Source organism: Hydrogenophilus thiooxidans (assembly GCF_019049855.1).
Classification (GTDB): domain Bacteria; phylum Pseudomonadota; class Gammaproteobacteria; order Burkholderiales; family Rhodocyclaceae; genus Hydrogenophilus; species Hydrogenophilus thiooxidans.
Genome location: NZ_JAHLSY010000024.1, coordinates 1 through 26,748 on the forward strand (window position 1 = coordinate 1; position 26,748 = coordinate 26,748).

General features: G+C 62.0%; 20 protein-coding genes and 2 pseudogenes. 5 read left to right on the forward strand and 17 right to left on the reverse strand.

What is annotated here, in order from left to right; all coding sequences use genetic code 11:
- Positions 1–135: 135 nt before the first annotated feature.
- A pseudogene (locus KUL93_RS09650) lies at positions 136–492 on the reverse strand (IS607 family transposase); the annotation flags it as partial.
- A 67-nt stretch (positions 493–559) separates the two neighbouring features.
- Here KUL93_RS09650 and KUL93_RS09655 point away from each other — a divergent pair.
- Positions 560–991, forward strand: a pseudogene (locus tag KUL93_RS09655) (CheB methylesterase domain-containing protein); the annotation flags it as partial.
- On the opposite strand, the gene accC reads toward KUL93_RS09655, so the two are convergent.
- The 6 genes from accC to KUL93_RS09685 form a co-directional block, all read right to left on the reverse strand.
- Positions 972–3,080, reverse strand: a complete 2,109-nt coding sequence (gene accC, locus KUL93_RS09660) for an acetyl-CoA carboxylase biotin carboxylase subunit (protein WP_217126845.1) — start codon at positions 3,078–3,080, stop codon at positions 972–974. The pseudogene KUL93_RS09655 and the gene accC overlap by 20 nt on opposite strands.
- 19 nt (positions 3,081–3,099) lie before the next feature.
- Positions 3,100–4,632, reverse strand: a complete 1,533-nt coding sequence (locus KUL93_RS09665; protein WP_119334348.1) for an acyl-CoA carboxylase subunit beta — start codon at positions 4,630–4,632, stop codon at positions 3,100–3,102.
- Between the two features lie 6 nt (positions 4,633–4,638).
- Positions 4,639–5,697, reverse strand: coding sequence for a methylmalonyl Co-A mutase-associated GTPase MeaB (meaB, locus tag KUL93_RS09670; protein ID WP_217126846.1), 1,059 nt, complete (start codon positions 5,695–5,697; stop codon positions 4,639–4,641).
- A 5-nt stretch (positions 5,698–5,702) separates the two neighbouring features.
- The gene (gene scpA, locus KUL93_RS09675; RefSeq protein WP_217126847.1) at positions 5,703–7,925 is read right to left on the reverse strand and encodes a methylmalonyl-CoA mutase; all 2,223 of its coding nucleotides are present in this window, start codon (positions 7,923–7,925) and stop codon (positions 5,703–5,705) included.
- 63 nt (positions 7,926–7,988) lie between these two features.
- The gene (locus KUL93_RS09680; RefSeq protein ID WP_217126848.1) at positions 7,989–8,720 is read right to left on the reverse strand and encodes an LrgB family protein; all 732 of its coding nucleotides are present in this window, start codon (positions 8,718–8,720) and stop codon (positions 7,989–7,991) included.
- Entirely contained in the window at positions 8,717–9,073 is a 357-nt protein-coding gene (locus KUL93_RS09685) for a CidA/LrgA family protein (protein ID WP_217126849.1), read from the reverse strand. Before KUL93_RS09685 ends, KUL93_RS09680 begins: the two co-directional genes overlap by 4 nt.
- A 41-nt stretch (positions 9,074–9,114) precedes the next feature.
- Here KUL93_RS09685 and KUL93_RS09690 point away from each other — a divergent pair, with 41 nt between their 5' ends.
- From KUL93_RS09690 to KUL93_RS09700, 3 genes are read left to right on the forward strand one after another with little or no spacing between them, the layout of a single operon-like run.
- Complete coding sequence (locus KUL93_RS09690; RefSeq protein WP_217126850.1) at positions 9,115–9,822, forward strand: GntR family transcriptional regulator; 708 nt, start codon at positions 9,115–9,117, stop codon at positions 9,820–9,822.
- Between the two features lie 14 nt (positions 9,823–9,836).
- Complete coding sequence (locus KUL93_RS09695; RefSeq protein ID WP_217126851.1) at positions 9,837–10,589, forward strand: enoyl-CoA hydratase/isomerase family protein; 753 nt, start codon at positions 9,837–9,839, stop codon at positions 10,587–10,589.
- A 51-nt stretch (positions 10,590–10,640) separates the two neighbouring features.
- Positions 10,641–11,243 carry a PhaM family polyhydroxyalkanoate granule multifunctional regulatory protein gene (locus tag KUL93_RS09700; RefSeq protein ID WP_217126852.1) on the forward strand — a complete coding sequence of 201 codons (603 nt, stop codon included), beginning with the start codon at positions 10,641–10,643 and terminating at the stop codon, positions 11,241–11,243.
- Here the strand turns inward: KUL93_RS09700 and KUL93_RS09705 are convergent.
- The 10 genes from KUL93_RS09705 to icmF all read right to left on the reverse strand — a co-directional run bounded on the left by KUL93_RS09705 (position 11,176) and on the right by icmF (position 25,697).
- Positions 11,176–12,213 carry a CaiB/BaiF CoA transferase family protein gene (locus KUL93_RS09705; RefSeq protein WP_217126853.1) on the reverse strand — a complete coding sequence of 346 codons (1,038 nt, stop codon included), beginning with the start codon at positions 12,211–12,213 and terminating at the stop codon, positions 11,176–11,178. The two genes, KUL93_RS09700 and KUL93_RS09705, sit on opposite strands and share 68 nt — an antisense overlap.
- Before the next feature lie 11 nt (positions 12,214–12,224).
- Complete coding sequence (locus KUL93_RS09710) at positions 12,225–13,478, reverse strand: phenylacetate--CoA ligase family protein (protein WP_217126854.1); 1,254 nt, start codon at positions 13,476–13,478, stop codon at positions 12,225–12,227.
- An 18-nt stretch (positions 13,479–13,496) separates the two neighbouring features.
- Positions 13,497–14,348, reverse strand: a complete 852-nt coding sequence (locus tag KUL93_RS09715; RefSeq protein ID WP_249419409.1) for an ABC transporter ATP-binding protein — start codon at positions 14,346–14,348, stop codon at positions 13,497–13,499.
- Positions 14,348–15,685 carry an ABC transporter substrate-binding protein gene (locus KUL93_RS09720; protein ID WP_217126855.1) on the reverse strand — a complete coding sequence of 446 codons (1,338 nt, stop codon included), beginning with the start codon at positions 15,683–15,685 and terminating at the stop codon, positions 14,348–14,350. The genes KUL93_RS09715 and KUL93_RS09720 overlap by 1 nt, the downstream gene beginning before the upstream one ends.
- 69 nt (positions 15,686–15,754) lie before the next feature.
- The gene (locus tag KUL93_RS09725) at positions 15,755–16,822 is read right to left on the reverse strand and encodes a branched-chain amino acid ABC transporter permease (protein ID WP_217126856.1); all 1,068 of its coding nucleotides are present in this window, start codon (positions 16,820–16,822) and stop codon (positions 15,755–15,757) included.
- A gap of 12 nt (positions 16,823–16,834) precedes the next feature.
- Positions 16,835–17,761, reverse strand: a complete 927-nt coding sequence (locus KUL93_RS09730) for a branched-chain amino acid ABC transporter permease (RefSeq protein ID WP_217126857.1) — start codon at positions 17,759–17,761, stop codon at positions 16,835–16,837.
- Between the two features lie 18 nt (positions 17,762–17,779).
- Positions 17,780–18,562 carry an ABC transporter ATP-binding protein gene (locus tag KUL93_RS09735; RefSeq protein ID WP_217126858.1) on the reverse strand — a complete coding sequence of 261 codons (783 nt, stop codon included), beginning with the start codon at positions 18,560–18,562 and terminating at the stop codon, positions 17,780–17,782.
- Between the two features lie 13 nt (positions 18,563–18,575).
- On the reverse strand, positions 18,576–20,522 hold the full coding sequence (locus KUL93_RS09740; RefSeq protein WP_217126859.1) for an AMP-dependent synthetase/ligase: 1,947 nt from the start codon (positions 20,520–20,522) through the stop codon (positions 18,576–18,578).
- 120 nt (positions 20,523–20,642) lie between these two features.
- Entirely contained in the window at positions 20,643–22,415 is a 1,773-nt protein-coding gene (locus tag KUL93_RS09745) for an N-acetylglutaminylglutamine amidotransferase (protein WP_217126860.1), read from the reverse strand.
- 9 nt (positions 22,416–22,424) lie between these two features.
- Positions 22,425–25,697: a fused isobutyryl-CoA mutase/GTPase IcmF gene (gene icmF, locus KUL93_RS09750; protein WP_217126861.1), complete on the reverse strand. Its 3,273-nt coding sequence runs from the start codon at positions 25,695–25,697 to the stop codon at positions 22,425–22,427.
- 190 nt (positions 25,698–25,887) lie between these two features.
- Here icmF and KUL93_RS09755 point away from each other — a divergent pair.
- Positions 25,888–26,748: AAA family ATPase (locus tag KUL93_RS09755; protein ID WP_217126862.1), on the forward strand; the 861-nt coding region annotated here is incomplete at its 3' end.

Here is a 26,748-nt window from a genome sequence, read left to right on the forward strand (position 1 = left end):
CCTGACCAAAGCGGCCAACCTACCCCAACCAGAAGGAGACAGGTAGCCCACCACCTACGGCCTGGGCAGCCAAGCAGCATTCCGTTGAAAACCGGACATCTCGAATCGGTGAAAAGCGGTCAATTGTGGTCGGTGTTGACACAGCAGGCGTTTCAAGCCCTTCTTGTGGTAGTTCATGCCGGAGCCCAGGTCGGCAATCACCTCGAACGTCCAGCCCTGCCGGGCGCAATAGCGTTCAAGGACCTGCTTTTGCCGCTCCAGATCGTCCTTCTGGTCGTGACTGGAGACGCGAGCGTAGGCGATGGTGCGGCGAGGCGCATCACCCGCACGAAACTGCTCAGGACGCAGCCGCGCAAGGTCATAGCGCCTGCGCCCGCCTGCCGTGCGTTCATCGGGCAGGAGCTTGCCTTCGCGCTCCCAGCGCCGCAGCGTTTGCACCGAAACGCCCAGCGCTTCAGCGGCTTCGCGAATCGAGACAAGTTTGCGAGACATGCGCAAAATATACAATAACGCGCAAGATTGAGCAACTAATCGTTGAGCTGCTCAAGCCCGTTCTTTTGCGCAGCGGCTCGACACATTGTGTGCGCTCGACGTCGTTGAGGCAAGCCACCGCACCGTGCTTCGCCCGGGACTGGTGCTCATCGCCCCCGGCGGCCACCATCTGTGTCTAGCACCGTGCGGTAATGCCTACTGCGTCGAAGTGATCGATGGTCCGCCCGTCAATTACCACAAGCCCTCGATCGATGTGCTCTTTCATTCCGCCGCACAAATCGCTGGCCGCCGTGCGCTTGGCATTCTCCTCGCCGGAATGGGCAACGACGGCGCCGCTGGGCTCAAAGCGATGCACGACGCCGGAGCCCACACGATCGTCCAAGACGAAGCAAGTTGCGTCGTTTTCGGCATGCCCAAAGCGGCGATCGCGTTGGGCGGGGTCGACGAGGTTCTGCCACCCGCAGCGATCGCGCAGCGGATCATTCGAACTCGAGAATGATCTCATCGACCGCAAGGCTCGCGCCCGGCGCAGCGTGGATCGCTTTGACGACCCCGTCACGTTCGGCACGCAGGATGTTCTCCATTTTCATCGCTTCGATCACCACGAGCCGTTCGCCCGCCTTCACCGCCTGCCCGACCGCAACCGCCACTTCGCGCAGCAGCCCCGGCATCGGCGAGAGGAGGTATTTGCTCAGGTCGGGCGCCTCTTTCACCGGCATGTGGGCGTAGAGCGGTGCGGCATGCGCCGGCAGGACCAGTGCCCGCAGTTGACTGCCGCGGTGGTGCACCCGGTACCAGGCCCCCTCCCGCTCGACCTGAAGCACCAGCTTTTCGTCCGCGACGGTGACGGTCAGGCGAATCAAACCGAAACGCCAATTCGGGTCGAAGTCGATCTCGACGCTGCGTTCGCCGGAACGGACCGCGTAGCGGTTGGGTGTGAGCGCTTCGACCTCGGCCGACGTACCATAAGTCGCCGCGCGGGGATCCTCACCCGCCTTCACCGCTTCGGCGCGGCGCGCTTCGTCGCGTTCGTCGAATACCACATATTGGCGTGGCGCAGCATACGGGCGTAGGGTACCGCGCGCCGCAGCGTTTTGGCTTGCCGCGACCTCGTACCACGCACCAGCCGGACGCCCTGGCCGCATCCCACCGGCGCGCGCTTCTTCGCGGTAGGTGAGCGCCGCGCAGATGAGCTTGAGGAGCAGCGGGTCTTCGTGCGGGACTGCGTCGGCAGAGAAGCCGTCCGGGAACTCCTCCGCAATGAACGCGGTGGTGAGCCGCCCGGCGCGAAAACGAGGGTGCTGCATGAGCGCTGCCTGAAACGGAATGTTGGACGCAATGCCGCGGATCACGAAACCATCGAGGGCCTCTTGCATCCGGGCGATCGCTTCGTCCCGTGTCGCGCCGTGGGTGATGAGCTTGGCGATCATCGAGTCGTAGTGCATCGAGATCTCGCCCCCCTCATAGACGCCGGTGTCGACGCGAACCGCGCCGGGCACCTCTTCCGGTGGCTGGAACGTCACGAGCCGCCCGGTAGAGGGGAGAAAGCCGCGGAAGGGGTCTTCGGCGTTGATCCGGCACTCGATCGCCCAGCCGCGAATCGCCAAATCCTCTTGCCGCATCGAGAGCGGTTCGCCCGCTGCAACCCGGATCATCTGTTCGACGAGGTCAAGCCCGGTGATCATTTCGGTGACCGGGTGCTCCACCTGCAACCGGGTGTTCATCTCCAAGAAGTAGAACGAGCGATCCTTGCCGACCACGAACTCGACGGTGCCCGCCGACTGGTACCCGACGGCGCGGGCGAGCGCCACGGCTTGCTCCCCCATCGCGCGGCGCATCTCCGGGGTGACGAAGGGGCTTGGGGCCTCTTCGACCACCTTCTGGTGGCGGCGCTGGATCGAGCATTCGCGTTCGAAGAGATAGACGATGTTCCCGTGCGCATCGCCCAGCACCTGGATTTCGATGTGGCGCGGCTCTTCGACGAACTTTTCGATGAAGACGCGGTCGTCGCCAAACGCGTTGCGCGCTTCGTTGCGGCACGATTCGAACCCTTCGCGGCATTCGTCGTCGTTCCTGGCCACCCGCAGCCCTTTGCCACCGCCACCGGCTGAGGCTTTGATCATCACCGGGTAGCCGATCTCGCGCGCGATCGCCACCGCCGCGTCTGCCGATGCCACCGGGTCGGTATAGCCCGGGATGGTGTTGACGCCGGCTTGTTGCGCCAGTTTTTTCGACGCGATCTTGTCCCCCATCGCAGCGATCGCCGCCGGCTTTGGCCCGATGAAGACGATGCCGTTGGCTTCCAGCAGTTCGGCAAAGGCTTCGTTTTCGGAAAGAAAGCCGTAGCCCGGATGGACCGCCTCCGCACCGGTTTTCCGGCACGCTTCAAGGATTTTTTCGGCGCGCAGGTAGGAGTCCCGCGCCGGTGCCGGCCCGATGCAGACCGCCTCGTCGGCCATTTCGACATGGAGCGCGCGCGCGTCGGCTTCGGAATAGACCGCAACGGTCTGGATGCCCATCTTGCGGGCGGTTTTGATCACGCGGCAAGCGATCTCGCCACGGTTGGCAATGAGGATTTTGCGAAACATCGTCTTCCCCCGAATTCGGTTAGAGCGGCATCGTATTGTGTTTGCGCCACGGGTTTTCGAGCACTTTGGTCTCGAGCATCGCGAGCGCCCGGCTGATGCGGGCGCGCGTGGCGTGTGGCATGATCACGTCGTCGATGAAGCCGCGGTGCGCCGCAACGAACGGATTGGCGAATTTCGCTTTGTATTCCGCTTCGCGCGCCGCGATCCGTTCCGGATCGTTTTTCTCGGAACGGAAGATGATCTCCACCGCCCCTTTCGGCCCCATCACCGCGATCTCCGCAGTGGGCCAAGCCAGGTTCACGTCGCCTCTCAGGTGCTTCGACGCCATCACGTCGTACGCCCCACCGTAGGCTTTGCGAGTGATCACGGTCACCTTGGGCACCGTCGCTTCGGCATAGGCGAAAAGAAGTTTCGCGCCGTGCTTGATGATGCCGCCATACTCCTGCGCGGTCCCGGGCAGGAACCCGGGTACGTCGACGAAGGTGACGATCGGGATGTGGAATGCGTCGCAGAAACGGACAAACCGCGCCGCCTTGATCGAACTCTTGATGTCGAGGCACCCCGCGAGCACCATCGGCTGATTCGCCACTACGCCAACCGTCTGCCCATTGATGCGGCCAAAGCCGATGATGATGTTTTTCGCATAATCGGGCTGCAGCTCGAAGAAGTCCCCCTCGTCGACCACCTTGACGATGAGCTCTTTCATGTCGTAGGGCTGGTTGGGGTTTTCCGGCACCAAGGTGTCGAGCGAATCGTCGCGCCGTTCCGGATCGTCCTGCGTTGTCCGTACCGGCGCTTTTTCGCGGTTGTTGAGCGGAAGGAAATCGAAAAAGCGGCGCAGTTGCAACAGCGCTTCGATGTCGTTTTCGAACGCCGCGTCGGCAACGCCCGATTTGGTGGTGTGGGTCACCGCGCCGCCGAGCTCTTCTGCGGTTACCTCTTCATGGGTCACCGTCTTGACGACGTCAGGGCCGGTAACGAACATATAGGAAGTATCCTTGACCATGAAGATGAAATCGGTCATCGCCGGGCTATAGACCGCCCCTCCCGCACAGGGCCCCATGATGAGGGAAATCTGCGGGATGACGCCAGACGCAAGCACGTTGCGCTGGAAGACCTCGGCGTAGCCGCCCAACGAGGCCACCCCCTCCTGAATGCGCGCCCCGCCCGAATCGTTGAGGCCGATCACCGGCGCGCCCACTTTCATCGCCTGATCCATGATTTTGCAGATCTTTTCGGCGTGCGCCTCCGAAAGCGAACCGCCGTACACGGTGAAATCTTGGCTGAAGACAAACACGAGCCGCCCGTGGATCGTGCCGTAACCGGTGACCACGCCGTCGCCCGGCACATGTTCGGCATCCATGCCGAAATCGGTGCACCGGTGCTCTTTGAACATATCCCACTCTTCGAAGCTGCCAGGATCGAGCAGCAGCGTGAGGCGCTCGCGCGCGGTCAATTTGCCTTTCTTATGTTGCGCGGCGATCCGTTTTTCGCCACCGCCCAGAAGCGCCTGTTGGCGCTTCGCTTCCAGTTGTTCCAGAATCGCTTGCATGAAGCGTCACTCCTTGTGTTGTCTCATTCGATCGATACCGGCTGCCGCCAGCAATTGGCGCGCCGCCCAAATCGGCGCGCTCCTGCCCGCGGCCACCGCTACTTCCACATCGGGAAGCGCTGCGCGCACGTTGGGATGCGCCCGAAACCACCGTTTGAGTTCGGCGTCGATCGCCTCCCACAACCAGGCCTGCGCTTGCCGCTGTCGTTTTGCCGCTAACCGCCCGTCGTCGGCGAGCATTTGCCACAACCGCATCACGGTCTCCCAAAATTCCGCTACCCCTTCTCCGGTGCGTGCCGAAGTAAGGAGCACCGGTACCCGCCAATCGGGGTAGGTGGGGCGCATCAGGTGCAGTGCCACTTCGAGTTGGCTTTTCGCGCGCGCTGCCGCTTTCGGGTCGACGTCGGCCTTGTTCACGGCGATCACGTCGGCAAGCTCCATGATCCCCTTCTTGATCCCCTGCAATTCGTCGCCCGCATTGGGCAATTGCAGGAGCGCAAAGACGTCGGTCATGTTGGCAACGGCAGTCTCGCTCTGACCGACGCCGACGGTTTCGACGATCACCACGTCGTATCCGGCCGCCTCGACCACCAGGATCGCTTCGCGGGTGCGCTCCGCAACGCCCCCCAGCGATTGCCCTGCGGGGCTTGGGCGAATGAATGCCCGTGGGTCTTGGCTCAGCCGCTCCATCCGGGTCTTGTCACCCAGGATCGAACCGCCCGAAACGCTGGAGCTGGGGTCGACCGCGAGTACCGCCACCCGATGCCCCGCGTCGATGAGGTGCAAACCCAGCGCTTCGATGAAGGTCGACTTCCCCACCCCCGGGACGCCCGAAATGCCCAACCGCACCGCATGGCCCGCGTGCGGCAGCAAGACCTGGATCAGTTGCTCGGCACGCTCGCGGTGATCTGCGCGCTGCGATTCGATCAACGTGATCGTTTTCGCCAGCGCGCGCAATTCTCCGCGCAGCACGCCGTGGTAGAGCTTCAGGTCGGCATCGGAGCGAAGCGCTTGCGCAACTGAGACGGGCTGCGCCGCCACTGCTGCCGTTTCCGAAAGCATCATGCCGATCACGCGTCGCGGCTGCGGTCCAACGCACGCGCTGCGCGAATTTCCGCGAGCACCCGCTTTGCCGCCTCCGGAATGGGCGTACCTGGGCCAAAGATCGCTTTCGCCCCGGCCTCATAGAGGAAGGGGTAATCGGGTTCCGGAATCACGCCGCCCACGAAGACGACGATATCGTCGGCACCCAGCGCCTTGAGCGCTTCGATGAGCGCAGGCACGAGCGTTTTGTGGCCCGCTGCCAGGGTACTGACCCCGATCGCGTGCACGTCGTTCTCGACCGCGTGCCGCGCCGCCTCTTCCGGGGTTTGGAACATCGGGCCGATGTCGATGTCGAACCCCAGGTCGGCAAACGCAGACGCCACCACTTTGGCGCCGCGGTCGTGGCCGTCTTGCCCCAGTTTCGCGATCATCACGCGTGGCCGCCGCCCCTCTTCGGCGACGAACGCTTCGATCTCCCGCTGCAATGCCTGCCACTCCGGCATCTGCTCCGCCACTTGACTGTAGACTCCCGAAACCGCTTGTGGGTTGGCATGATACCGCCCCCACACCGCCTCGAGCGCATCCGAAACCTCTCCCACCGTCGCCCGCGCGCGAACCGCTTCGACCGCAAGCGCCAAGAGGTTTCCTTCGCCCGTGCGGGCACATTCGGTGAGCGCTGCCAACGCCGCCTGTACCTGGGCGTTGTCGCGTGTGGCGCGCAACTGCTGCAAGCGGGCGATCTGCTTTTCCCGCACCGCGCGGTTGTCGATTTCGAGCACTTCGACCGGATGGTCCTCTTTTTCCAAGCGGTATTTGTTCACACCGACGATGGTATCGAGCCCGGCGTCGATCCGCGCCTGCTTCGCCGCGGCGCACTCCTCCACCTTCATCTTCGCCCAGCCAGACGCCACCGCTTCGGTCATCCCGCCCATCGCCTCGATCTCTTGGATGAGCGCCCACGCTTTGTCGATCATCTCTTGCGTGAGCGACTCCATGAAGTAGGAGCCGCCCCACGGATCGATCACGTTGGTGATGTGGGTCTCTTCCTGCAAGATGATCTGCGTGTTGCGCGCGATCCGTGCGGAAAACTCCGTGGGCAGCGCGATCGCCTCATCCAGCGCGTTGGTGTGCAGCGACTGCGTGCCGCCGAAGACTGCTGCCATCGCTTCGATGGTGGTGCGAATGATGTTGTTGTACGGATCCTGCGCGGTGAGCGACCAACCCGACGTCTGACAGTGGGTGCGCAACATCATCGACCGCGGATGCTTCGCGCCGAAACCCTTCATGATCCGCCACCAGAGGTAGCGCGCAGCGCGCAGCTTCGCGATCTCCAGATAGAAGTTCATTCCGATCGCGAAGAAGAACGACAGCCGCCCGGCGAATTGGTCGATGTCGAGCCCGCGCGACACTGCCGCGCGCACGTACTCCATCCCGTCGGCCAGGGTGAAAGCGAGCTCCGTTGCCTGATCTGCCCCCGCCTCCTGGATGTGGTAACCGGAGATCGAAATCGAATTGAACTTCGGCATGTGCTCGGCGGTATAAGCGATGATGTCCGCGACGATCCGCATCGACGGCTCAGGCGGATAGATGTAGGTGTTGCGCACCATGAACTCTTTGAGGATGTCGTTTTGGATCGTCCCGGAGAGCTGATCCTGCCGCACCCCTTGCTCTTCGGCCGCGACGATGTACCCGGCCAGGATCGGCAGAACCGCGCCGTTCATCGTCATCGAAACCGACACCTTGTCGAGCGGGATGCCGTCGAAAAGGATCTTCATATCCTCGACCGAATCGATCGCCACGCCGGCTTTCCCCACGTCCCCCACGACGCGCGGATTATCCGAGTCGTAACCGCGGTGAGTCGGCAGGTCGAACGCAACCGAAATCCCTTGCCCCCCAGCGGCAAGCGCTTTTTTGTAGAACGCGTTCGACTCCTCCGCGGTGGAAAAGCCGGCGTACTGCCGGATCGTCCACGGCTTTACCGTGTACATCGTCGGCTGCGGCCCGCGGATGAACGGCTCGAAACCGGGCAACGTATCGGCATGGGGCAAGCGATCGAGGTCAGCGCGCGTGTAGAGCGGTCGCACCGCTATCCCTTCCGGCGTATGCCACACGAGACTGTCCAATCCGGCGTCCGGGTTCTGCTTCTTGACCTGTTTTTCCGCGGCTTTCGCCCAGTCCGCAAAGGTGACTTTAGGATATTCGGGCGCGTTTTCGAAGTCGATCGACAACCGCTCGCGCTGTGCTTTCATCTTCCTGGCTCCCTGGTCTTGGCCCGTGACGGGTAATTATAATTCATAATTACGCTATGATGATCACCGCACCATTTGATAGATGGCCCACAGCCAGGGGACGATGATGGCATTTGCCAAAGTCGCCAACGCCATGGCCAACCCACTGAATGCACCCATACGGGCATCGATTTGGAATGCGCGCGCCGTACCGATGCCGTGGGCAACCGTACCCAGGACAAACCCCGCAAACGTGGGGTCCTTCACGCCGCTCAGTTTGAGCAACGGCGGTCCGATCATCGCACCCAAGATCCCGGTCGTGACCACCAACGCAGCAGTCAACGAAGGAATACCCCCCAAGGATTCGGCAATTGCCATCGCCACCGGGCTCGTCGTCGATTTCGGCGCCAGCGAAACCAAAGCCACCTCTTCCAGACCCAACAAGCCGCCCAAAACGAGTGCACTTCCCGCTGCCACGACCACCCCAACACACAAGGCACAAGAGAGGAGTAACCAATGACGGCGCAACAAAGGCATCTGCTCTGCAAGCGAAACGCCCAATGCCACCGTGGCGGGGCCCAAAAGAAAATGGATGAACTGAGCACCTGCGAAATATTCGCGGTAGGGCACCTGCACTGCGGCCAAAACCGCGATCAACAACAAAACGGCGATCGCAACGGGATTGGCCAACGGATGATCCCGTGCCAAACGCGAGACACGCAGCGCCACCAAATAGGCGGCCAAGGTCGCGGTCAGCCACGACAACGGCGATGCGGCCAGATAGACCCAGAGATCGGAGATAACAGCAGGCATCATCGCTTCCTTTCGTCCGCCACAAAATACGTCCCCACGCGAATGACCGCCGCGCACGCCAACAAACCAAAAACCGTGCTCAACACCAACACCAGCAACAGCTTCCAGCCGACCGCAAGCAGCATTTCGCCATGCACCATCAAACCGACCCCTGCGGGAACGAACAGCAAGGAAAGATGGGAGAGCAGCCCCGCGGCAACCGGTTTGACCGACTGGAACCATCGTGCCCGGTAGCTGAACAACAAAGCCAGAAACGCCATTCCCAACACCGGACCAGGCACAGGAAGATGAAGGAGACGAACGATGACCTCACCCAGCAGCTGAAGGGCAAACAACCAGAAAAAAGCGAGCAACATCACCCTTTCCCCGTACGTACCGCATGATAAGATACACCAACATGAACGATACCCTTCCCATCACCCGCAAGGCCCTCTATCAAGAAGTTGCCGACCGACTGCGGCGGCGCATCTTTCGCCATGAATTGGCGCCGGGACAGTGGATCGACGAACAAGTGATCGCAGCCGAATTGGGCATCTCGCGCACCCCGGTGCGGGAAGCGCTCAAAGTGCTGGCCGCAGAGGGTCTCGTCACCCTCGCTCCGCGCCGCGGTTCGTTCGTCACCCAGATTTCCGACAAAGATCTCGACGACATCTTCTCGGTGTTGATCCTCTTGGAAGGCCACGCGGCGCGGCTTGCCGCCGAACGCATCGACGAAAGAGCCAAAGCGCGCCTGAAGCAACTGCACGAACAGCTCGAAGCGGCCTTTCGCGCGCAAGACATCGACGGCTTTTTCGACGCCAACCAGGCGTTTCACCGTGAAGTCCAACGTCTGGCCGACAACCGCTGGCTGCTTGCCACGATCGAAGACCTGCGCCAGAAGATCAAACTCTCGCGCCACCAATCGCTCTTCAGCAGTGGTCGGCTGGAACAGAGTCTGGGAGAGCACCGTGCGTTGTTGCAAGCGCTCCTTGCCGGCGACAGCGCGGCCAGCGAACGGTTGATGCGCGAACACCTCACCCATGGTCGCGCCGCGATCCAGGCTGCAGCGCGAACGGAGCCCGCAGCGCCTGCGGCAGCGCCCCTACCGGAACAGGCAAGCCCTTAGCGATGCACGGCACCGTGATACTTCAGCGTGACGCGTGCGGCGTTGCGATCGTCACGCTCGCGCACCCTAGGAAAAAGAACGCGATCAACGAAGCGATGTGGCGGCAGCTCGCCGCGCACTTTGCCGAACTCGCCAACGACGACGCGGTAGGGGCGATTGTCATCACCGGCGCAGACGGGGATTTCGCCGCAGGCGGCGACCTCAGCGAATTCCCGATCGTGCGCGCCAACCGAGCCCGCGCCGCAGCGTACCACGAAGGGGCGGTGCGTCCGGCGTTGCTTGCCATTCGCGACTGCCCAAAGCCAGTGATCGCGGCGGTGGAGGGTGCGTGCGTCGGTGGTGGGCTGGAGATCGCGCTTCTCTGTGACTGGATCGTCGCCGCAGAAAACGCCCGTTTCGGCGCACCGGTTGCGCAACTTGGCTTTGCGGTCTATCCAGGTGAAATGGAATTGATCGCGCCGCGCCTGCCCCGCGCGCTGCTCGCGCGGATGTTGTTGGAAGGGGCGTTGCTGCCGACGGCGTCGCTGGTGGCTGCTGGGGTCGTCACCGATAGCGTCGCCCCGGGTTCCGCATTGACCGTAGCCCGCGCTGCTGCCGAACGGATCGCGGCACGCCCCCACCGGGCGGTAGCCGCACACAAAGCGTGGTTGGCGCGCTTGACGCAGAATCCCGCGCCGCTGAGCGAAGAGGAGCGACAACAAGGGCTTCTCTGGGTGGACGATCCGGAGCATTGGGCGCTGTTGCGGCGGTTTTTGGGTCAAACATGAGCGCGCGTCCTTGCTACAATGGGTTTATCACCCAACCCAGGAGGAGACGCCATGACTGCCGCGCACACCGACCCGTTCGCCTGGTGGCAACAGTGGATGAAGCAAGCGCCTTCACTGCCGCTTCCCGGTTTTGCGGTACCCACGCTCGACCTCGACGAGCTCGACCGGCGCATTCGTGAATACCGCACCGTCGAGGGGTGGTTACAAATGAACCTCTCCAGCGTGCAGATGATGCGGCAGTCGCTCGAAATGCAGCGTGCCGCGGTAGCCGCGTGGCAGGAGATGAACCAGAACTGGCAACAAGCGCCAGCGCCGGAGGCAACAGCGCCATCCTCAACTGCGTCTGCCCACGCCGCCAAAGCAGCAGCGCCACAAACGACTGACACGGGCGATACGCAAACCCCGCCGATTCCTAACCCCTTCGAGCTGATGAAGGCGTGGTGGGACAACACCACCCAGGCGATGGCAAGCGCTGCAACCGGTCCCAGTGCCGACGCCGCTTCTACCACGTCCGCGCACGCGACAACTGGTGCGGATCAACCAAACGCCGAAGCAACCACCACGAAACCCACGAAACGGAAGCGGGCTACGAAGCGCACGAGCGCGCCCGCAGCGGAAAATGGGGCAAGTGGTTCACAGGGTCGAAGCGGGTAGCGAAAAACGCTTTGGCCTCCTCGATCGACAGCACGGGTGCCACGCAGCAGTCGAGCGGCACCAGCCGCTCGCACCACGCCGCTTGCGGTTCGGAAGCGATCACCGCGGCGACGGTGCGGTGGGTTTCACCGCTGCGGTCGAATTGGTGCGGCACCCAGTCCGGGTAGTCGAGCGCTTCGCAAAAGCGGTACCAAAATTTGGGCTCAAGCGCCCCGACGGCCAAATAACGCCCGTCAGCACAGCGATAGACGGCGTAACAAGGCACCGCGCCCAGAAGTAAGCCCCGTTGCGCGGGCGGCTGGAGCGCTTCTGCCAACGCAAACGGCGCAGAAGCAAGGAGCGTTTCGCACATCGGGACTTCGATGTGACACCCCTTCCCGGTCGCGCGCGCATGGTAAACGGCAGCAACCAGCGCCAGCGCGGCGTGCATCGCGCCAGCAAAGAGGTCTGCGATCTGCACGTTCGACCACGCGGGCGCCTCCGTACATCCGCTGGCGTTCCCGTGGGATTGGAGCAACCCGGCCCATGCCTGGTAGGTAAGGTCGTGACCCGCGTAGGGGGCAAGCGGTCCGTCGCTCGCAAACCCAGTAATCGAAACGATCACCAGTTGCGGATTGACCGCCCACAGCGCCTCAGCAGTGAGCCCCAAACGGGCGAACGTTCCGGGTCGAAACCCTTCGAGCACCGCGTCGCTCTTCGCCACTTCCGCCAGCAACGCGTCGCGCCCGGCGGCGCTTTTGAGGTCGAGCGAAACCACCGTCTTGCCGTGGTTGAGCAGGCGATAGAACCACGAAGGCGGTGCATTCGCTGAATCCGTTGCCACACCCAACCGCGCCGCGTCGTCTCCTGTGGGCGGTTCGACCTTCACCACCTCAGCCCCCATCTGCGCAAGCCGCAGCGACGCAAACGGACCAGGCAGGAGCAGCGAAAGGTCGAGGATGCGCCAACCGGTTAGCCACTGAGAAAACACGGGACTTGCCGCTATTCGTACTGCCGCTGATCGTCGATCACCTTGCCGTCGTTGGGCAACGTTCCCGCCGCCACGAACGCGACCGACCCGCGCAATTTGGTGATCTCCCTGAGCGCCACAGCGACCTGTTCCCCCAAGCCGTCTGGCACGGCACCGGCGGTCTCACACTGCAGTGTCATCTCGTCTTTGAGGTCTGGGTTGGTGACGACCAGCCGCGCACGGGTGATTTCCGGGAAGCGGCGCACCACCTGCTGCACCTGCGCCGGATGGACGAACATCCCGCGGATTTTTGCGGTCTGGTCGGCGCGCCCCAGCCACCCCTTGAGGCGCATGTTGGTCCGCCCGCACGGTGACCGGCCGGGAATGACTGCAGAGAGATCGCCGGTACCAAAGCGGATCAGCGGATAGGTGGGGTTGAGCGTAGTGACGACCACCTCTCCCACCTCACCTTCGGGCACCGGCTCGTTCGTACCCGGACGGACGATTTCGACGATGAGATCCTCACCCACCACCAGCCCCGCACGCGCCGCCGTCTCGTACGCGATCAGCCCGATATCGGCGGTGGCGTATGCTTGGTACGCGTCGACCCCAGCGGCGGCGAGCTCCTGTTGCAACGCGGGCGGGAATGCCTCACCGGAGACGAGCGCTTTGCGGAAGGTGCATGGCACGCCCATCGCTTCGCACTTTTCGCGCAGAATCCGCAGGAACGACGGCGTACCCGTGTACGCGTTGGGCTGCAGGTCGGCAATCGCTTGTACCTGCAGTTCGGTTTGTCCGACTCCAGCCGGAAAGACGGTGCAGCCGATTGCGTGCGCCGCGGTCTCCATCATGCTGCCCGCGGGTGTCATGTGGTACGCAAAGGTGTTGTGCACCAAATCCCCTTCACGGAACCCGGCTGCCCAAAGGGCGCGCGCCAGCCGGTAGTAATCGGGCTGCGGCCCTTCGGGTTCGTAAATCGGTCCCGGGGACGCGAAGACCCGCAGACAGTCTCGCCCCCACTGCACTGCGGCGAATCCGCCAAAGGGGCGGGCCGCCTTCTGCCGCTCCAGCAGTTCCGACTTACGCACCACCGGCAACTGCGCTAGCGCCGCCCGGTCGGTGACCGCCTGCGGGTCGACATCGGCAAGAACCATGGCAAACGCGGGCGCGTGCGCTTTGGCATGGGCCAATTGCGCGGGCAAGCGCGCAAAGAGGTCATGTTCGCGTTGCTCCGGATCCCAGGTTTCCCGGTCGTCGAAATAGAGGGAGCTGCGGTTTGCGGTCATCGCACCGATCCTTTGCTGTTACGCCAACCAGCGCTTACGGCGGCGATAGTGTTTCACGTCGCGAAAACTTTTGCGGCCTTCACCGGAAAGCCCCAAGTAAAACTCCTTCACGTCTTCGTTTTCGCGCAGTGCCTCAGCGGTGCCTTCCATCACCACCCGACCGTTTTCCAATATGTAGCCGAATTGTGCGTAGCGAAGCGCGACCATCGTGTTCTGTTCGGCCAAAAGAAAACTCACCTGCTCTTTGGTGTTAAGATCTTGGACGATCTCGAAAATCTCTTCGACGATCTGCGGCGCCAACCCCATCGACGGCTCGTCGAGCAAAATCAGTTGCGGCCGCGCCATGAGCGCCCGCCCGATCGCGCACATCTGCTGTTCGCCCCCAGAGGTGTAGCCCGCTTGCGATTTCCGCCGCTCTTTCAGCCGCGGGAAGTAGTGATAGACCCGTTCCAGGTCTGCGGCGAGCTCGCGACGCGAGATGTTGCGCGTATAGGCACCGGTGAGCAAATTTTCCTCGATGGTCAGGTGCGCAAAACAGTGGCGCCCTTCCATCACCTGGATCACGCCGCGGCGTACCAGCTCGTTGGGGGTGAGCTGGTCCACCCGCTCGCCCCTGAACTCCACCGAACCTTTGGTGACATCACCCCGTTCGGCTCGCAACAGATTCGAAATGGTCTTGAGCGTCGTCGATTTGCCCGCTCCGTTTGCGCCCAAGAGGGCGACGATACCGCCTTTGGGCACCTCGAGCGACACCCCTTTGAGCACCAGGATCACGTGGTCGTAGATCACCTCGACGTTATTGACCACCAAGTAGGGTGCTGCGGCGGCCTGCGCCGCCGCAGCACCCGAGGCCGCGGCGTGATTCATCATCAACCCTCCTTGCTGCAATCACGCGGCGTGATGCCTTTTTCTTGCGCGTACTTCGCAGCCGACTCTTCCACGAGCTGGCGTACCAGCACGCGGTCCGGCACGATCCAGTCGCTGATCATCTTCCACTTGCTGCCGTCCCACTGCTGGAATTTCACCACCCCAGCCCCTTCGTGATCCATGCAAGAGGTCTGCATCACCGGCAAGAAACCTTCCGCGCCCAACTGCTTCAGCCGTTCCGGCGTGAAGTTCAGATGCTCGAGCGCCCAACGGATCTCTTCGCCCGTGACCGGCTGCCCTTTCTTGTTGAAGTGCGCTTGAGCCAGACGCACCGCTTCCACGTAGATGATGCCGTGCACCACGCCGCGGTTGTAGTAGACGCTGCCGACCCGCTTGGGATCGAGGTTGCCTTTCCCTTTGGCATAGACATACTTCTTGATGTCCTGGATCACCGGATGCTGGTCACCCACAGCGTTGAACCCAGCGGCGATGTAACCGGCCGACGCATTGCCCGCCGGAATCACGTCCTCTTCCGCACCAGCCCACCAGACGCCGATGATCTTGTCGATGGGGAAACCCGTCCGTTTCGCGGTGGAGAGCGCGGTCGGGTTCATCACCCCCCAACCCCAGAGGATCACGAAGTCAGGCCGAATTTGGCGGATTTGGAGCCACTGCGACTGCTGCTCGTTCCCGGGGTGCGCGACCGGGATCAGCTCGAGCTCAAAGCCCCACTTCTGCGACAGCCTTTTCAGCACTTCGTGCGGCTCCTTCCCGTACGCCGAGTCGTGGTAGAGCAGCACGATCTTCTTGCCTTTGAGCTGATCCATCGAGCCGAGCTTCTCTTTGCCGATGAAGTTGATCATCGCCGAAGCTTGCGACCAGTAATGGGTCACGAGCGGGAAAACCCACGGGAAGACTCGACCATCGGCAGCGTCGGAGCGGCCGTAGCCGATGGTCACCAGCGGAATCTTGTCCTGCGCGACGCGATCGAGCACCGAATAGGTGATCCCAGTGGAAAGCGGCGAGAAGAAGGTGTTGCCCTTCGCTTTGAACCGCTCGTAGCACTCGACGCCACGCGCGTTGTTGTATTCGGTTTCACACTCTTCCCACACGAGCTTGACGCCGTTCACCCCGCCGTCGCGCTCGTTGATCATCTGCATGTAGTCGATCCAGCCGCCGAAAATTCCAGAACCCCCTGCGGCGTATGCACCGACGCGGTAGCTGGGTAGCCCCATGTACTGTTCTGCAGCAAGCGCTTGCCCGACACCGCTGCCCACAAGGCCGGCAACTGCCAGCGCGACCATCGCGCTTTTCTTCCATTTGCTGCGCATGCGCTTCATCTTCTGTCTCCTTTACCACCGACACACACAATGCCCAACCCCAGCGGGGTTGAACCCGAAAAACCCATTTTAGTGCGGGAATGGCCATAGCCGCAATTTCTCTTTACCAATTTGCCACAGCCGCGCCAACCCGTGCGGTTCGACGATCAAGAAGAAAATGATCAGCCCCCCGAAAATCATCAGCTCGACGTTGGACGCAAACGCGGGTGGCAACGAATCCCCGAACAACGCGTGAAAGAGTTGGTTGAGAAAGATCGGCAACAAGGTGATGAACGCGGCCCCCAGGAACGACCCCAACACCGTTCCCACCCCGCCGATGATGATCATGAACAGGATCTTGAACGACAGGTCGAGATTGAACGCTTCCGGTTCGACCGTTCCCAAGTAGGTGAAGGCGTAGAGCGCACCCGCGACACCGCAGTAGAACGAGCTGATCGCAAAAGCCTGCAGTTTCGTCTTCATCAGCGGGATGCCGATCACCTCGGCGGCGACGTCCATATCCCGCACCGCCATCCACGCGCGACCGGTGTGGGTCCGCGCCAGGTTCTTCGCCGCGAGCGCCAATACCGTCACCACCGCCAGCGTGAGGAGGTATTTCTCGACCGGCTCATCGACCGTCCACCCCAGGATGACGATCTCTTGCGCCGTGATTACGCCGGAAGCGGAGTAGTTGGAAAACCACGGGAATTTCACCAGCACCCAGAGGATGAAAAACTGGGCCGCAAGTGTCGCCACCGCCAGGTAAAACCCTTTGATCCGAAGCGAAGGAAGACCAAACACGATACCCACGAGCGCCGCGCACACGCCACCCAAAACCATCGCGACGAGGAACGGCATTCCGTCGATGCGCAACATGAAGTTATAAGTGGCAAACGCCCCCACCGCCATGAACCCCGCCGCACCGAGCGACAACTGCCCCGCGTAGCCGGTGAGGATGTTGAGTCCCAGTGCCGCAAGTGAAAAGATGAGCGCCGGCGTGATGATCGCTTGGAACCAGTATTCGCTTGCGAAGAGCGGCACCCCGACGAACGCGAAGAGCACGATCGCCGCGATCGCGATCCGATCCTGTCGGATCGGAAAGATCTGCATGTCGGCTTCGTAGCTCGCCTTGAACTGCCCTGCCTCACGATAAATCATTTGTCTCTCTCCTCACACCCGGTCGATGTGTTTTTCGCCAAAGAGTCCTTCGGGACGGATCAACAGGAACGCCAACGCCATGATGTAGGGGAACCACGAATCGATTCCGCCCCCGACATAGGGGCCAAGGTAGACCTCGGCGAGTTTTTCCGACGCCCCGATGATCAGCCCCCCGACAATCGCGCCGGGAATCGAAGTAAACCCCCCGAGAATCAGCACCGGCAGAGCCTTGAGCGCAGTGAAGGAGAGGGCGTACTGCACGCCGTTACGCGCCCCCCAGATCAATCCGGCAACCAGAGCCACCACGCCAGCCGCCACCCAGACGATCACCCAGATGCGCTCAAGCGGCACCCCAATCGAGAGCGCTGCCTGGTGGTCGTCGGCAACCGCCCGCAGTGCCCGCCCCGTCTTGGTGTATTGGAAAAAGAGCGAGAGGAGCGCAACCAAGATCGCCGCTATCGCTGCGGCGGTGAGGTCGAATTTGGAGACCAGCATGTTCGCCGAATCAAGGAGCCAGATCACCGGCTCATCGGCGATCCCAATGTCCAACCCCCGGACGTTCGACCCCCAGACGAGCTGCGCGAGCCCGTCGATGAAGAAGGTAAGCCCGATCGTCGCCATAAACAGGGTGATGAGCGGCTGGTTGACCAACCCCCGCAGCATGAAGCGCTCGATGAGGATCGCAAGCACCACCATCGCCGCGAGTGTCACCAGCAACGAACCGAGGAACGAGGCAAACGAACCCGGCGCCCAGCCGAGCCAAAGGAGGAGCTTTTCGCCAACGCCGACGAAGGTAAGCGCCGCGAAATAGACCATCGCCCCCTGCGCGAAGTTGAAGACGCCGGAAGCTTTGAAGATCAACACGAAACCGAGCGCCACCAGCGCGTAGAGCATCCCGGACAACAGGCCCGCAATCAAGACTTCGAAGAAAAAGGTCACGGTTCTCTCCTTCCGCTATCAGTAGACCGCGCCAAGATAGGCTTTGATCACCTCGGGGTCGTTCTTCACTTCGTTGGGAAGGCCGTCGCCGATCTTACGTCCGTAGTCGAGCACGACGACACGATCCGAAATGTCCATCACCACGCCCATGTCGTGTTCGATCAAGACGATGGTCGTCCCCCACTGCTCATTGACGTCGAGGATGAAGCGGCACATGTCCTGCTTCTCTTCGACGTTCATCCCCGCCATGGGCTCGTCCAACAAAAGGAGTTTCGGCTCCGCGGCAAGCGCACGCGCCAGTTCCACCCGTTTTTGCAATCCGTAGGGAAGCCGCCCAACCGGCACCTTACGAATGTGCTGAATCTCCAGGAAATCGATGATCTCTTCCACCCGTTTGCGGTGCGCGATTTCGTCGCGCTGCGCGGGACCCCAATAAAGCGCGTTCCACAGGAAATTGCGCTTCATCATGAGGTTACGGCCCGTCATGATGTTGTCGAGCACGGTCATCCCCTTGAAGAGCGCGATGTTCTGGAACGTCCGCGCGATTCCCTGCGCCGCCGCTTCGTGCGGGTTCATCTTGCGGCGCTCCTTGCCCATGAAGATGATCCGCCCCTCCTGCGGATGGTAGACGCCGTTGATCACGTTGAGCATCGAGCTTTTGCCCGCGCCGTTGGGCCCGATGATCGAACGGATCTCCCCCTGCCGGACGTTGAAACTGATGTTGGTGAGCGCTTTCACGCCCCCGAAACTGAGGCTGATATTCTGCAGATCCAGGATTACGTCGCCGATGGTGCGCGCCATCTTCTTCTCCCGATTACGCGTCCGCGATGCGCACCGTTGCGGCAATCTTGCCGCTGCGCCCGTCTTCGAACTTCACTTCGGTCTCGATATACTGCTCGGTTACGTCGCTATAAAGCGCGGTAACGAGCGGTGCGTACTTCTCGGCGATGAACCGCCGTCGCACTTTACGGGTGCGCGTCAATTCCCCATCGTCGGCATCGAGCTCTTTGTGCAGGATCAAGAAGCGGCGGATCCGCGCCCCTTTCATCATCGGGTCGGTTTCGAGGTCGGCATTGACCTTCGCGACGCATTCGGCGATCAACGCATAGACCTCGGCTTTCTGCGCGAGATCGGTATACCCGGAATAGGCCAACCCGCGCCGTTCCGCCCAGTTACCCACCGCGTCGAGGTCGATGTTGATGAACGCCGCGACGTAATCGCGTTCGTTGCCGAACGCCACCGCCTCTTTGATCTGCGGGAAGAACTTGAGCTTGTTCTCGATGTAGTTGGGCGCAAAGAGGGTGCCGTCGTTGAGTTTGCCGACGTCTTTCGCGCGGTCGATGATCCGCAACTGGCCATCTTCACCGATATACCCGGCGTCGCCGGTCATGAAGAAGCCCTCTTCGTCGAACGCCTCGGCGGTGGCGTCGGGACGACGGTAGTACGATTGCAGCGTCATCGGGCCGCGCACGCGGATTTCACCGTTCTCGGCGATCTTGATTTCGACGCCTGGCGCCGGCCGCCCCACCGCATCGAGCTTGATTTCGCTGTCGGGCTGCAAACAGACGTAGGCGCACGTCTCCGTTTGCCCGTAGAGCTGTTTGAGGTTGATCCCGATCGAGCGGAAGAATTTGAAGAGGTCCGGTCCGATCGCAGCGCCCGCGGTATAGGCCACCCGGATGCGCGACATCCCCAAGACGTTGCGCAGCGGCCCGTAGATCAACACTTCGCCCAGCGCGTAGAGCAAACGATCTTTGAGGGATACCGGACGCTTCTCCAGAATTTCGGCGCCACAGCGCCGTGCCACCGCCATGAAGTAGTCGAAGAGCTTGCGTTTGATGGCACTGGCGTCTTCCATTCGGATCATCACCTGGGTGAGCAACCCCTCGAAGATCCGCGGCGGTGCGAAGTAGTAGGTCGGCCCGATTTCGCGCAAGTCGGTCATCACGGTGTCCGACGATTCCGGACAGTTGATCGCAAACCCGGCCACCAGCGACTGAGCATACGAAAAGAGGTGGTCTCCAACCCACGCCATCGGCAGGTAGGAGAGGATCTCTTCGCGGTCGGTCAGGCGGTCGAAATGGATCCCGCCGTTCGCGGCAAAGATGAACGCGCGGTGGGTCTGGCACACCCCCTTGGGTTTGCCCGTGGTACCGGAGGTGTAGAGCATCACCGAAACGTCGTCGGTCGAACCCTTTTCGATCTCCTTGTTCAGGAAATCGGGTTGGTTGCGGTCGTGGATCTCGCCGGCGGCGACCAGCTCGTCGAGCCCCATCAGTTGGGGCTGGTCGTAGTGCAACATCCCGCGCGGATCATCGTAGACGATCTTCTCGAGCGAAGGGGTCGACGCCAAGGTTTCCAGGAGCTTATCCACCTGCTCCTGGTCTTCGACGATCGCCACCTTGATTTCGGCGTCTTGCAAGACGAACGCGATCTCTTCCGCGATCGCGTCCTGATAGAGCATCACCGGAATGCCGCCGAGCATTTGACACGCGGCGATCGACATGTAGAGCCTGGGGCGGTTGTCCCCGATGATCGCGAGCCGGTCGCCGCGCTTGAACCCGAGTTCAGCCAGACCGCACGCAATCGCGCGCGCGGTGCGGTAGTAGTCGGCCCAGGTGTAGGTTTGCCAGATGCCGTACTCTTTTTCCCGTATCGCCGCTTTGGCCCCACGCACGGCGGCGTGGTGGCGCAAAAGCCGCGGGAAAGTGTCCAGCCCGGCAGGCAGCGGAGGGGCTGCTTCGCCGCGTACGATGGTCATTGTTGTGTCTCCTCCACACTCCCGACGTTCGGTTCGGGAATTTGCTCAGAGGGAATCATCGCACGCGATTGTTACAACGGTTTTGCGGAAATGTAACGCAATTGTTACAGCGCGCCGCGATCACGGCAGATGGGTTTGCAACCACCACTCGAGCACCCCCAACTGCCAGAGTTTCGCGCCGCGCAAGCGCGTGTAGTGGCGCGTCGGTTCGGCCAAAAGCTGCGCCACGTATTCAGGCTGAAAAAGCCCGCGCGCCTTCGCCACAGGCGAAAGGAGCAGCTCGCGCACGCGATCGAGCATCGCTCCGTGCAGATACTGCAGCGCGGGCACAGGAAAGTACCCTTTGGGGCGGTCGATCACTTCGCTGGGGAGAATTTTGCGCGCCGCCGCTTTGAGTACCCCTTTGCCCCCTTGCGCGAGCTTATGGTGCGGCGGAATGCGCGCGGCAAATTCGACCAAGGTATGGTCGAGAAAGGGGACTCGCGCCTCCAACCCCCACGCCATCGTCATGTTGTCGACCCGTTTTACTGGGTCATCCACCACCATCACCGTCGCATCGAGACGAAGCGCCCGGTCAAGCGGCGTCTCCGCGCCTGGCTGGGCAAAGTGGGTCGCTACCAGCGCCTCGGCAAGATCGGCGACCCGCCACGGCGGCGTCACCACCTGGCAATACTCTTCGTAGTCGCGATCGCGAAAGACCGCCAGATAGTCGCGAACCGGATCGCTGCTTGTGGCCAATTTCGGGTACCAGAAGTAACCGGCAAAGAGTTCGTCGGCCCCTTGGCCGCTCTGTACCACTTTGCTGTGGCGCGACACCGCCTCTGCCAAAAGATAGAACGCGATGCAGTCGTGACTCATCATCGGCTCGCTCATCGCGGCGATCGCCTCGGGCAAGCGCGCAAGGAGTTCCGCTTCGGTCACAAAGATGCGCTCATGCTCGGTGCCAAAGGCGCGAGCGACCACCTCGGCGTACGCAAACTCGTTGCCCTGCTCCCCACCTTTGTCGGGAAAACCGATGGTGTAGGTCTTGAGCGGCGCAACCCCCGCTTCGGCCATCAGCGCCACGATCAGGCTCGAATCGACCCCGCCCGAAAGAAGCGCCCCTACGGGCACGTCGGCAACGAGCCGCAGCCGCACCGCCGCGCGCAGCGCCTCGAGCACCCCTTCGGCCCATTCGGCAAGGGGCCGCGCCTTTTCTTCGGCGCTGCGGCTACAGTCGAGCTGCCAGTAGGTACGGCGCCGTTCCCGACCGTCGGGCTCGATCGTCACCACCGTAGCGGGGGGAATCTTGCGCACCCCTTTGAGGATCGTGTGGGGCGCCGGCACGACAGTATGAAACGAGAGGTAGTAGTGCAGCGCCACCGGGTCGATCGCGGTATCGACCCCCCCGGCGGCAAGAAGCGCCGGCAAGGTTGAGGCAAAACGCAACCCGCCGGGAATCGTTGCCGTATAAAGGGGCTTGATTCCCAGGCGGTCGCGCGCCAGCACCACACGGCCGCTGTCGCGCTCCCAGAGCGCGAACGCAAACATCCCGTGTAACCGCTCGACAAAGGCTTCCCCCCACGCGTGGTAGGCTTTGAGGAGGACTTCGGTGTCGCCGTGGGAAAAAAAGCGGTAGCCGCGCCCCGCAAGCTCCCGCCGTAGGGCTTCGTGGTTGTAGATCGCGCCGTTGAAGACGACCCCAAGCCCCAGCTCAGGGTCGATCATCGGCTGCTGCGCCGCCTCCGAAAAATCCATGATCTTGAGGCGGCGATGGCCCAACGCAATGCTGCGCTGCGCCCAAACGCCGCCGCCGTCGGGGCCGCGCGGGCGCTGGCTCACGTTCATGCGCGCAATCGCGTCGAGGTTGGGTTCCGTCCCGTCGAAACGAATCTCACCGGCAATGCCGCACACGGGGTCTTCTCACATATTCCGCCGATACTGTCCGCCCACTTCGAAGAGCGCCTGCGTCAGTTGCCCCAACGAACAGTAGCGCACCGCGTCCATCAACACTTCGAAGGTGTTGCCCCCTTCCATCGCCACCGTCTTGAGCTTCGCCAGCCACTTCGGTGCTTCGGCGGCGTGGCGCGCGTGAAATTCGCGCAGCCGCCGCAGCTGGCTCTGCTTCTCTTCTTCGGTGGAACGGGCAAGTTCCAGCTTTTCGGGGATCGGGTCGCCGTGCGGGTTGCGGAAGGTGTTGACCCCGATGATCGGTAGACTCCCGTCGTGCTTTTTCTGCTCGTAGTGCAGCGACTCTTCCTGAATCTTGCTGCGTTGGTAGCCCGTCTCCATCGCGCCGAGCACGCCCCCCCGTTCGGCCAGCGCTTCGAATTCGCGCAACACCGCTTCTTCGACCAGATCGGTGAGCTCTTCGATGATGAAGCTGCCTTGGTTGGGGTTTTCGTTCTTCGCCAGCCCCCACTCTTTGTTGATGATGAGTTGGATCGCCATCGCCCGCCGCACACTCTCTTCGGTAGGGGTGGTGATCGCTTCGTCGTAGGCGTTGGTGTGTAGGCTGTTGCAGTTGTCGTAGATCGCAATCAGCGCCTGGAGCGTCGTGCGAATGTCGTTGAATGCCATCTCCTGCGCGTGGAGACTCCGCCCCGAGGTCTGGACGTGGTATTTGAGTTTTTGGCTGCGCTCGTTCGCGCCATATTTGTGCTTCATCGCAATCGCCCAGATGCGACGCGCCACCCGCCCGATCACGGTGTATTCCGGGTCCATCCCGTTACTGAAGAAGAAGGAGAGGTTGGGCGCGAAATCGTCGATGTGCATGCCGCGCGCCAGGTAGGATTCGACGTAGGTAAAGCCGTTGGCGAGCGTGAACGCGAGCTGCGAAATGGGGTTGGCGCCTGCTTCCGCGATGTGGTAGCCCGAAATCGACACTGAGTAGAAGTTGCGCACGTTGTGATGGACGAAGTACTCCTGGATGTCGCCCATCAATTTCAACGCGAACTCGGTGGAGAAGATGCAGGTGTTCTGCCCCTGATCCTCTTTGAGGATATCGGCCTGGACCGTGCCGCGCACAGTGGAGAGCACCCACGCCTTGATCTTTTCATACTCCTCTTCGGTGGGGTCACGACCGTTGTCGGCGCGGAATTTGTCCACCTGCTGGTCGATCGCGGTATTGAAGAACATCGCTAGGATCATCGGCGCGGGACCGTTGATCGTCATCGACACCGAGGTGTTGGGCGCACAAAGATCGAACCCGGAGTAGAGCACCTTCATATCGTCGAGCGTGGCGATCGAGACACCCGAATTGCCGATTTTGCCGTAGATATCGGGCCGTTCGTCGGGGTCGCAACCATAGAGCGTAACGGAATCGAACGCAGTGGACAGCCGCGCCGCGGGCATCCCTTCGGTGAGCTTGCGAAAACGGCGGTTGGTCCGGAACGGATCGCCTTCGCCCGCAAACATCCGGGTGGGGTCTTCGTTTTCGCGCTTGAACGCGAACACCCCGGCGGTGTATGGGAACGACCCGGGGACGTTCTCCTTCATCAGGAATTTGAGCACCTCGCCGTCGTCTTCGAAGTCAGGCAACGCTACCTTGCGGATCTTGTTGCCCGAAAGCGATTCGTGGTAGAGGCGGGTGCGAATCTCTTTGTCGCGGATCTTGACGACGTATTCGTCCTGCGCGTAGAGTTTTTTCAGCGTCGGCCACTGTTCGAGCAGCTTCTTCGCGTGTGGAGTCAACTGGCTGTCTTTCCAGTCGATCAGCTCGTCGAAATGCTCGGCCGGTTTGCCGCTCGCCTCGAAGAGCGCCTTCGCGATCTTGAGCGCTTGTCGTTCGCGCGCCACCCGCGACTGCTCCCGGACGTGGGCGTGGTAGTCGCGCACGGTTTGCGCAATTTCCGCCAGATAACGATTGCGGTGCGACGGGATGATCGCTTGTCCTTTGCTGGAATGGCGCACAGAGACGCGCGGCAATTTCCCTTCGGCTTTCGCGGGCAACCCCAATTCGATCAATTTCGGCAGCATCGCTTGATAAAGCGCAGTAACCCCGTCGTCGTTGAAGCGCGCTGCCATCGTCCCGAAGACGGGCATCGCATCGACCGGTTCGGAAAAACGCTGATGGTTGCGCTGGTACTGTTTCGCGACGTCGCGCAGCGCATCTTCGGCCCCTTTGCGGTCGAATTTGTTGATCGCGACGAAATCGGCGAAATCGAGCATGTCGATCTTCTCGAGCTGGCTCGCTGCGCCGAACTCGGGGGTCATCACGTAGAGGGAGCAGTCGACGTAGGGCACGATCGCCGCGTTGCCCTGTCCGATCCCCGACGTTTCGACGATCACGAGGTCGTAACCGGTGAGCTTGGTCGCCGCGATCACCTCTTTGAGCGCCCGCGACACTTCTTGACCGGTGTCGCGGGTGGCGAGCGAACGCATGTAGATGTTTTCGTGGTCGATCGCGTTCATGCGGATGCGGTCACCCAAGAGCGCGCCCCCGGTGCGCTTGCGCGACGGGTCGATCGAGATGATCGCGATTTTGAGCGCATCTTCCTGATCCAAACGGAAACGGCGAACCAGCTCGTCGGTGAGCGAACTCTTGCCCGCCCCTCCGGTACCAGTGATCCCCAACACTGGCACTTTGAGCCCTTGCGCCGCCGCAAGGAGCCCTTCCCGGATTGCGTCTGGGTAGGCGCCATTTTCGAGCGCAGTGATCACGCGTGCGAGCGTCCGCCAATCGCCGCTTTGGAGTTTTTCCAGGATTTCAGGCAAGGTCTGCGGCGCTTCGTGGGAGAGATCGAAATCGGAACGCTCGACCACGTCGTTGATCATCCCTTGTAACCCCATCTGGGCGCCGTCTTCGGGGGAGTAGATCCGCTCGACACCGTACGCTTCGAGCTCCTTGATCTCCGGCGGAACGATCACCCCGCCACCGCCGCCGAAAACCTTGATCTTCTCGCCACCGTTTTGCCGCAGCAGATCGACCATGTATTTGAAGAACTCGACATGCCCCCCTTGGTAGCTGGTCACCGCGATGCCCTGCACATCCTCCTGCAGCGCGGCGCGCACGATCTCGGCGGCACTGCGGTTGTGCCCCAAATGGATCACTTCGCAGCCGGTGCTTTGCAACAAGCGCCGCATGATGTTGATCGCCGCGTCGTGGCCGTCGAAGAGCGCCGCCGCAGTGACGAACCGCACGTGGTTCTTGGGCTGATAGGGCGCAAGCGCTTTGGCGATACGGGGATCGGTCATGATGGGTCTCCTCTTGTGGTCGCTTTTGCGGTGCACTGAGACTATCTTACCGAAATTGACGTTAACGTCAACGTCATTTCGGTGCCTTGCCCTTGCCTTCGCCTCATGGCAGCGTCCGGCGCACAGGGAAATAGGTTCGCCGCTGGGGCTGTGCTAAGCTAACGCGGTTGCAGGTCAGGGAAGCAGCGTGATGCCGCGCGAAAAGACGTTCAACACCGCGGGCCCATCGAAACCCGAGCTCCACTATATGATCGACCCCTTGGCGCGGATCGATCTCCCGGAAGTCGAAGCACTCATCGCACAGGAACGCTACTTTGTGCTGCACGCGCCACGACAAACCGGCAAAACCACCTGCCTGTTGGCGCTCATGAATCACCTCAACCGCGAAGGGCGCTACCGCGCGCTCTACGCCAACATCGAAGTGGCGCAAACGGCCCGTGGCAACGTCGCCGAAGGGATCGGCGCGGTACTCACTGCGCTCTATGAGGCGGCCCGCCTCTACCTGGGCGAATCGCGCGGTCAAGCATGGGCGCACGCCGCGCGCGCCAACGACGACCCCCACACATGGCTCCAACGCTGGCTTACCGAATTTTCCCTGGCCGACCCGGATCGACCCGTGGTGCTGCTCCTGGACGAAGTCGACGCCCTCGTTGGCGACACCCTGGTTTCGCTCCTCAGGCAACTGCGTGCTGGTTACACCCAGCGGCCACGGGCGTTTCCGCAATCGGTGATCCTGTGCGGCGTGCGCGACGTGCGCGACTACCGCATCCACACCCCCGGCCAAGAGGTGATCACCGGGGGTTCGGCGTTCAACATCAAAGCCGAATCGCTGCGTTTGGGAAACTTCACCTTCGACGAAACCAAAGCGCTGTGGCTGCAGCACACCGAGGCCACCGGGCAGCGCTTCGACGACGCGATCTGGGAGCCCCTCTGGCTCGACACCGAAGGGCAACCGTGGCTCGTCAATGCGCTCGGGCACGAATGCACCTGGAAAGACAAAACGCTACGCGCCGACCGGACGGCGCCGGTGACGCTCGAACGCTACCAACTG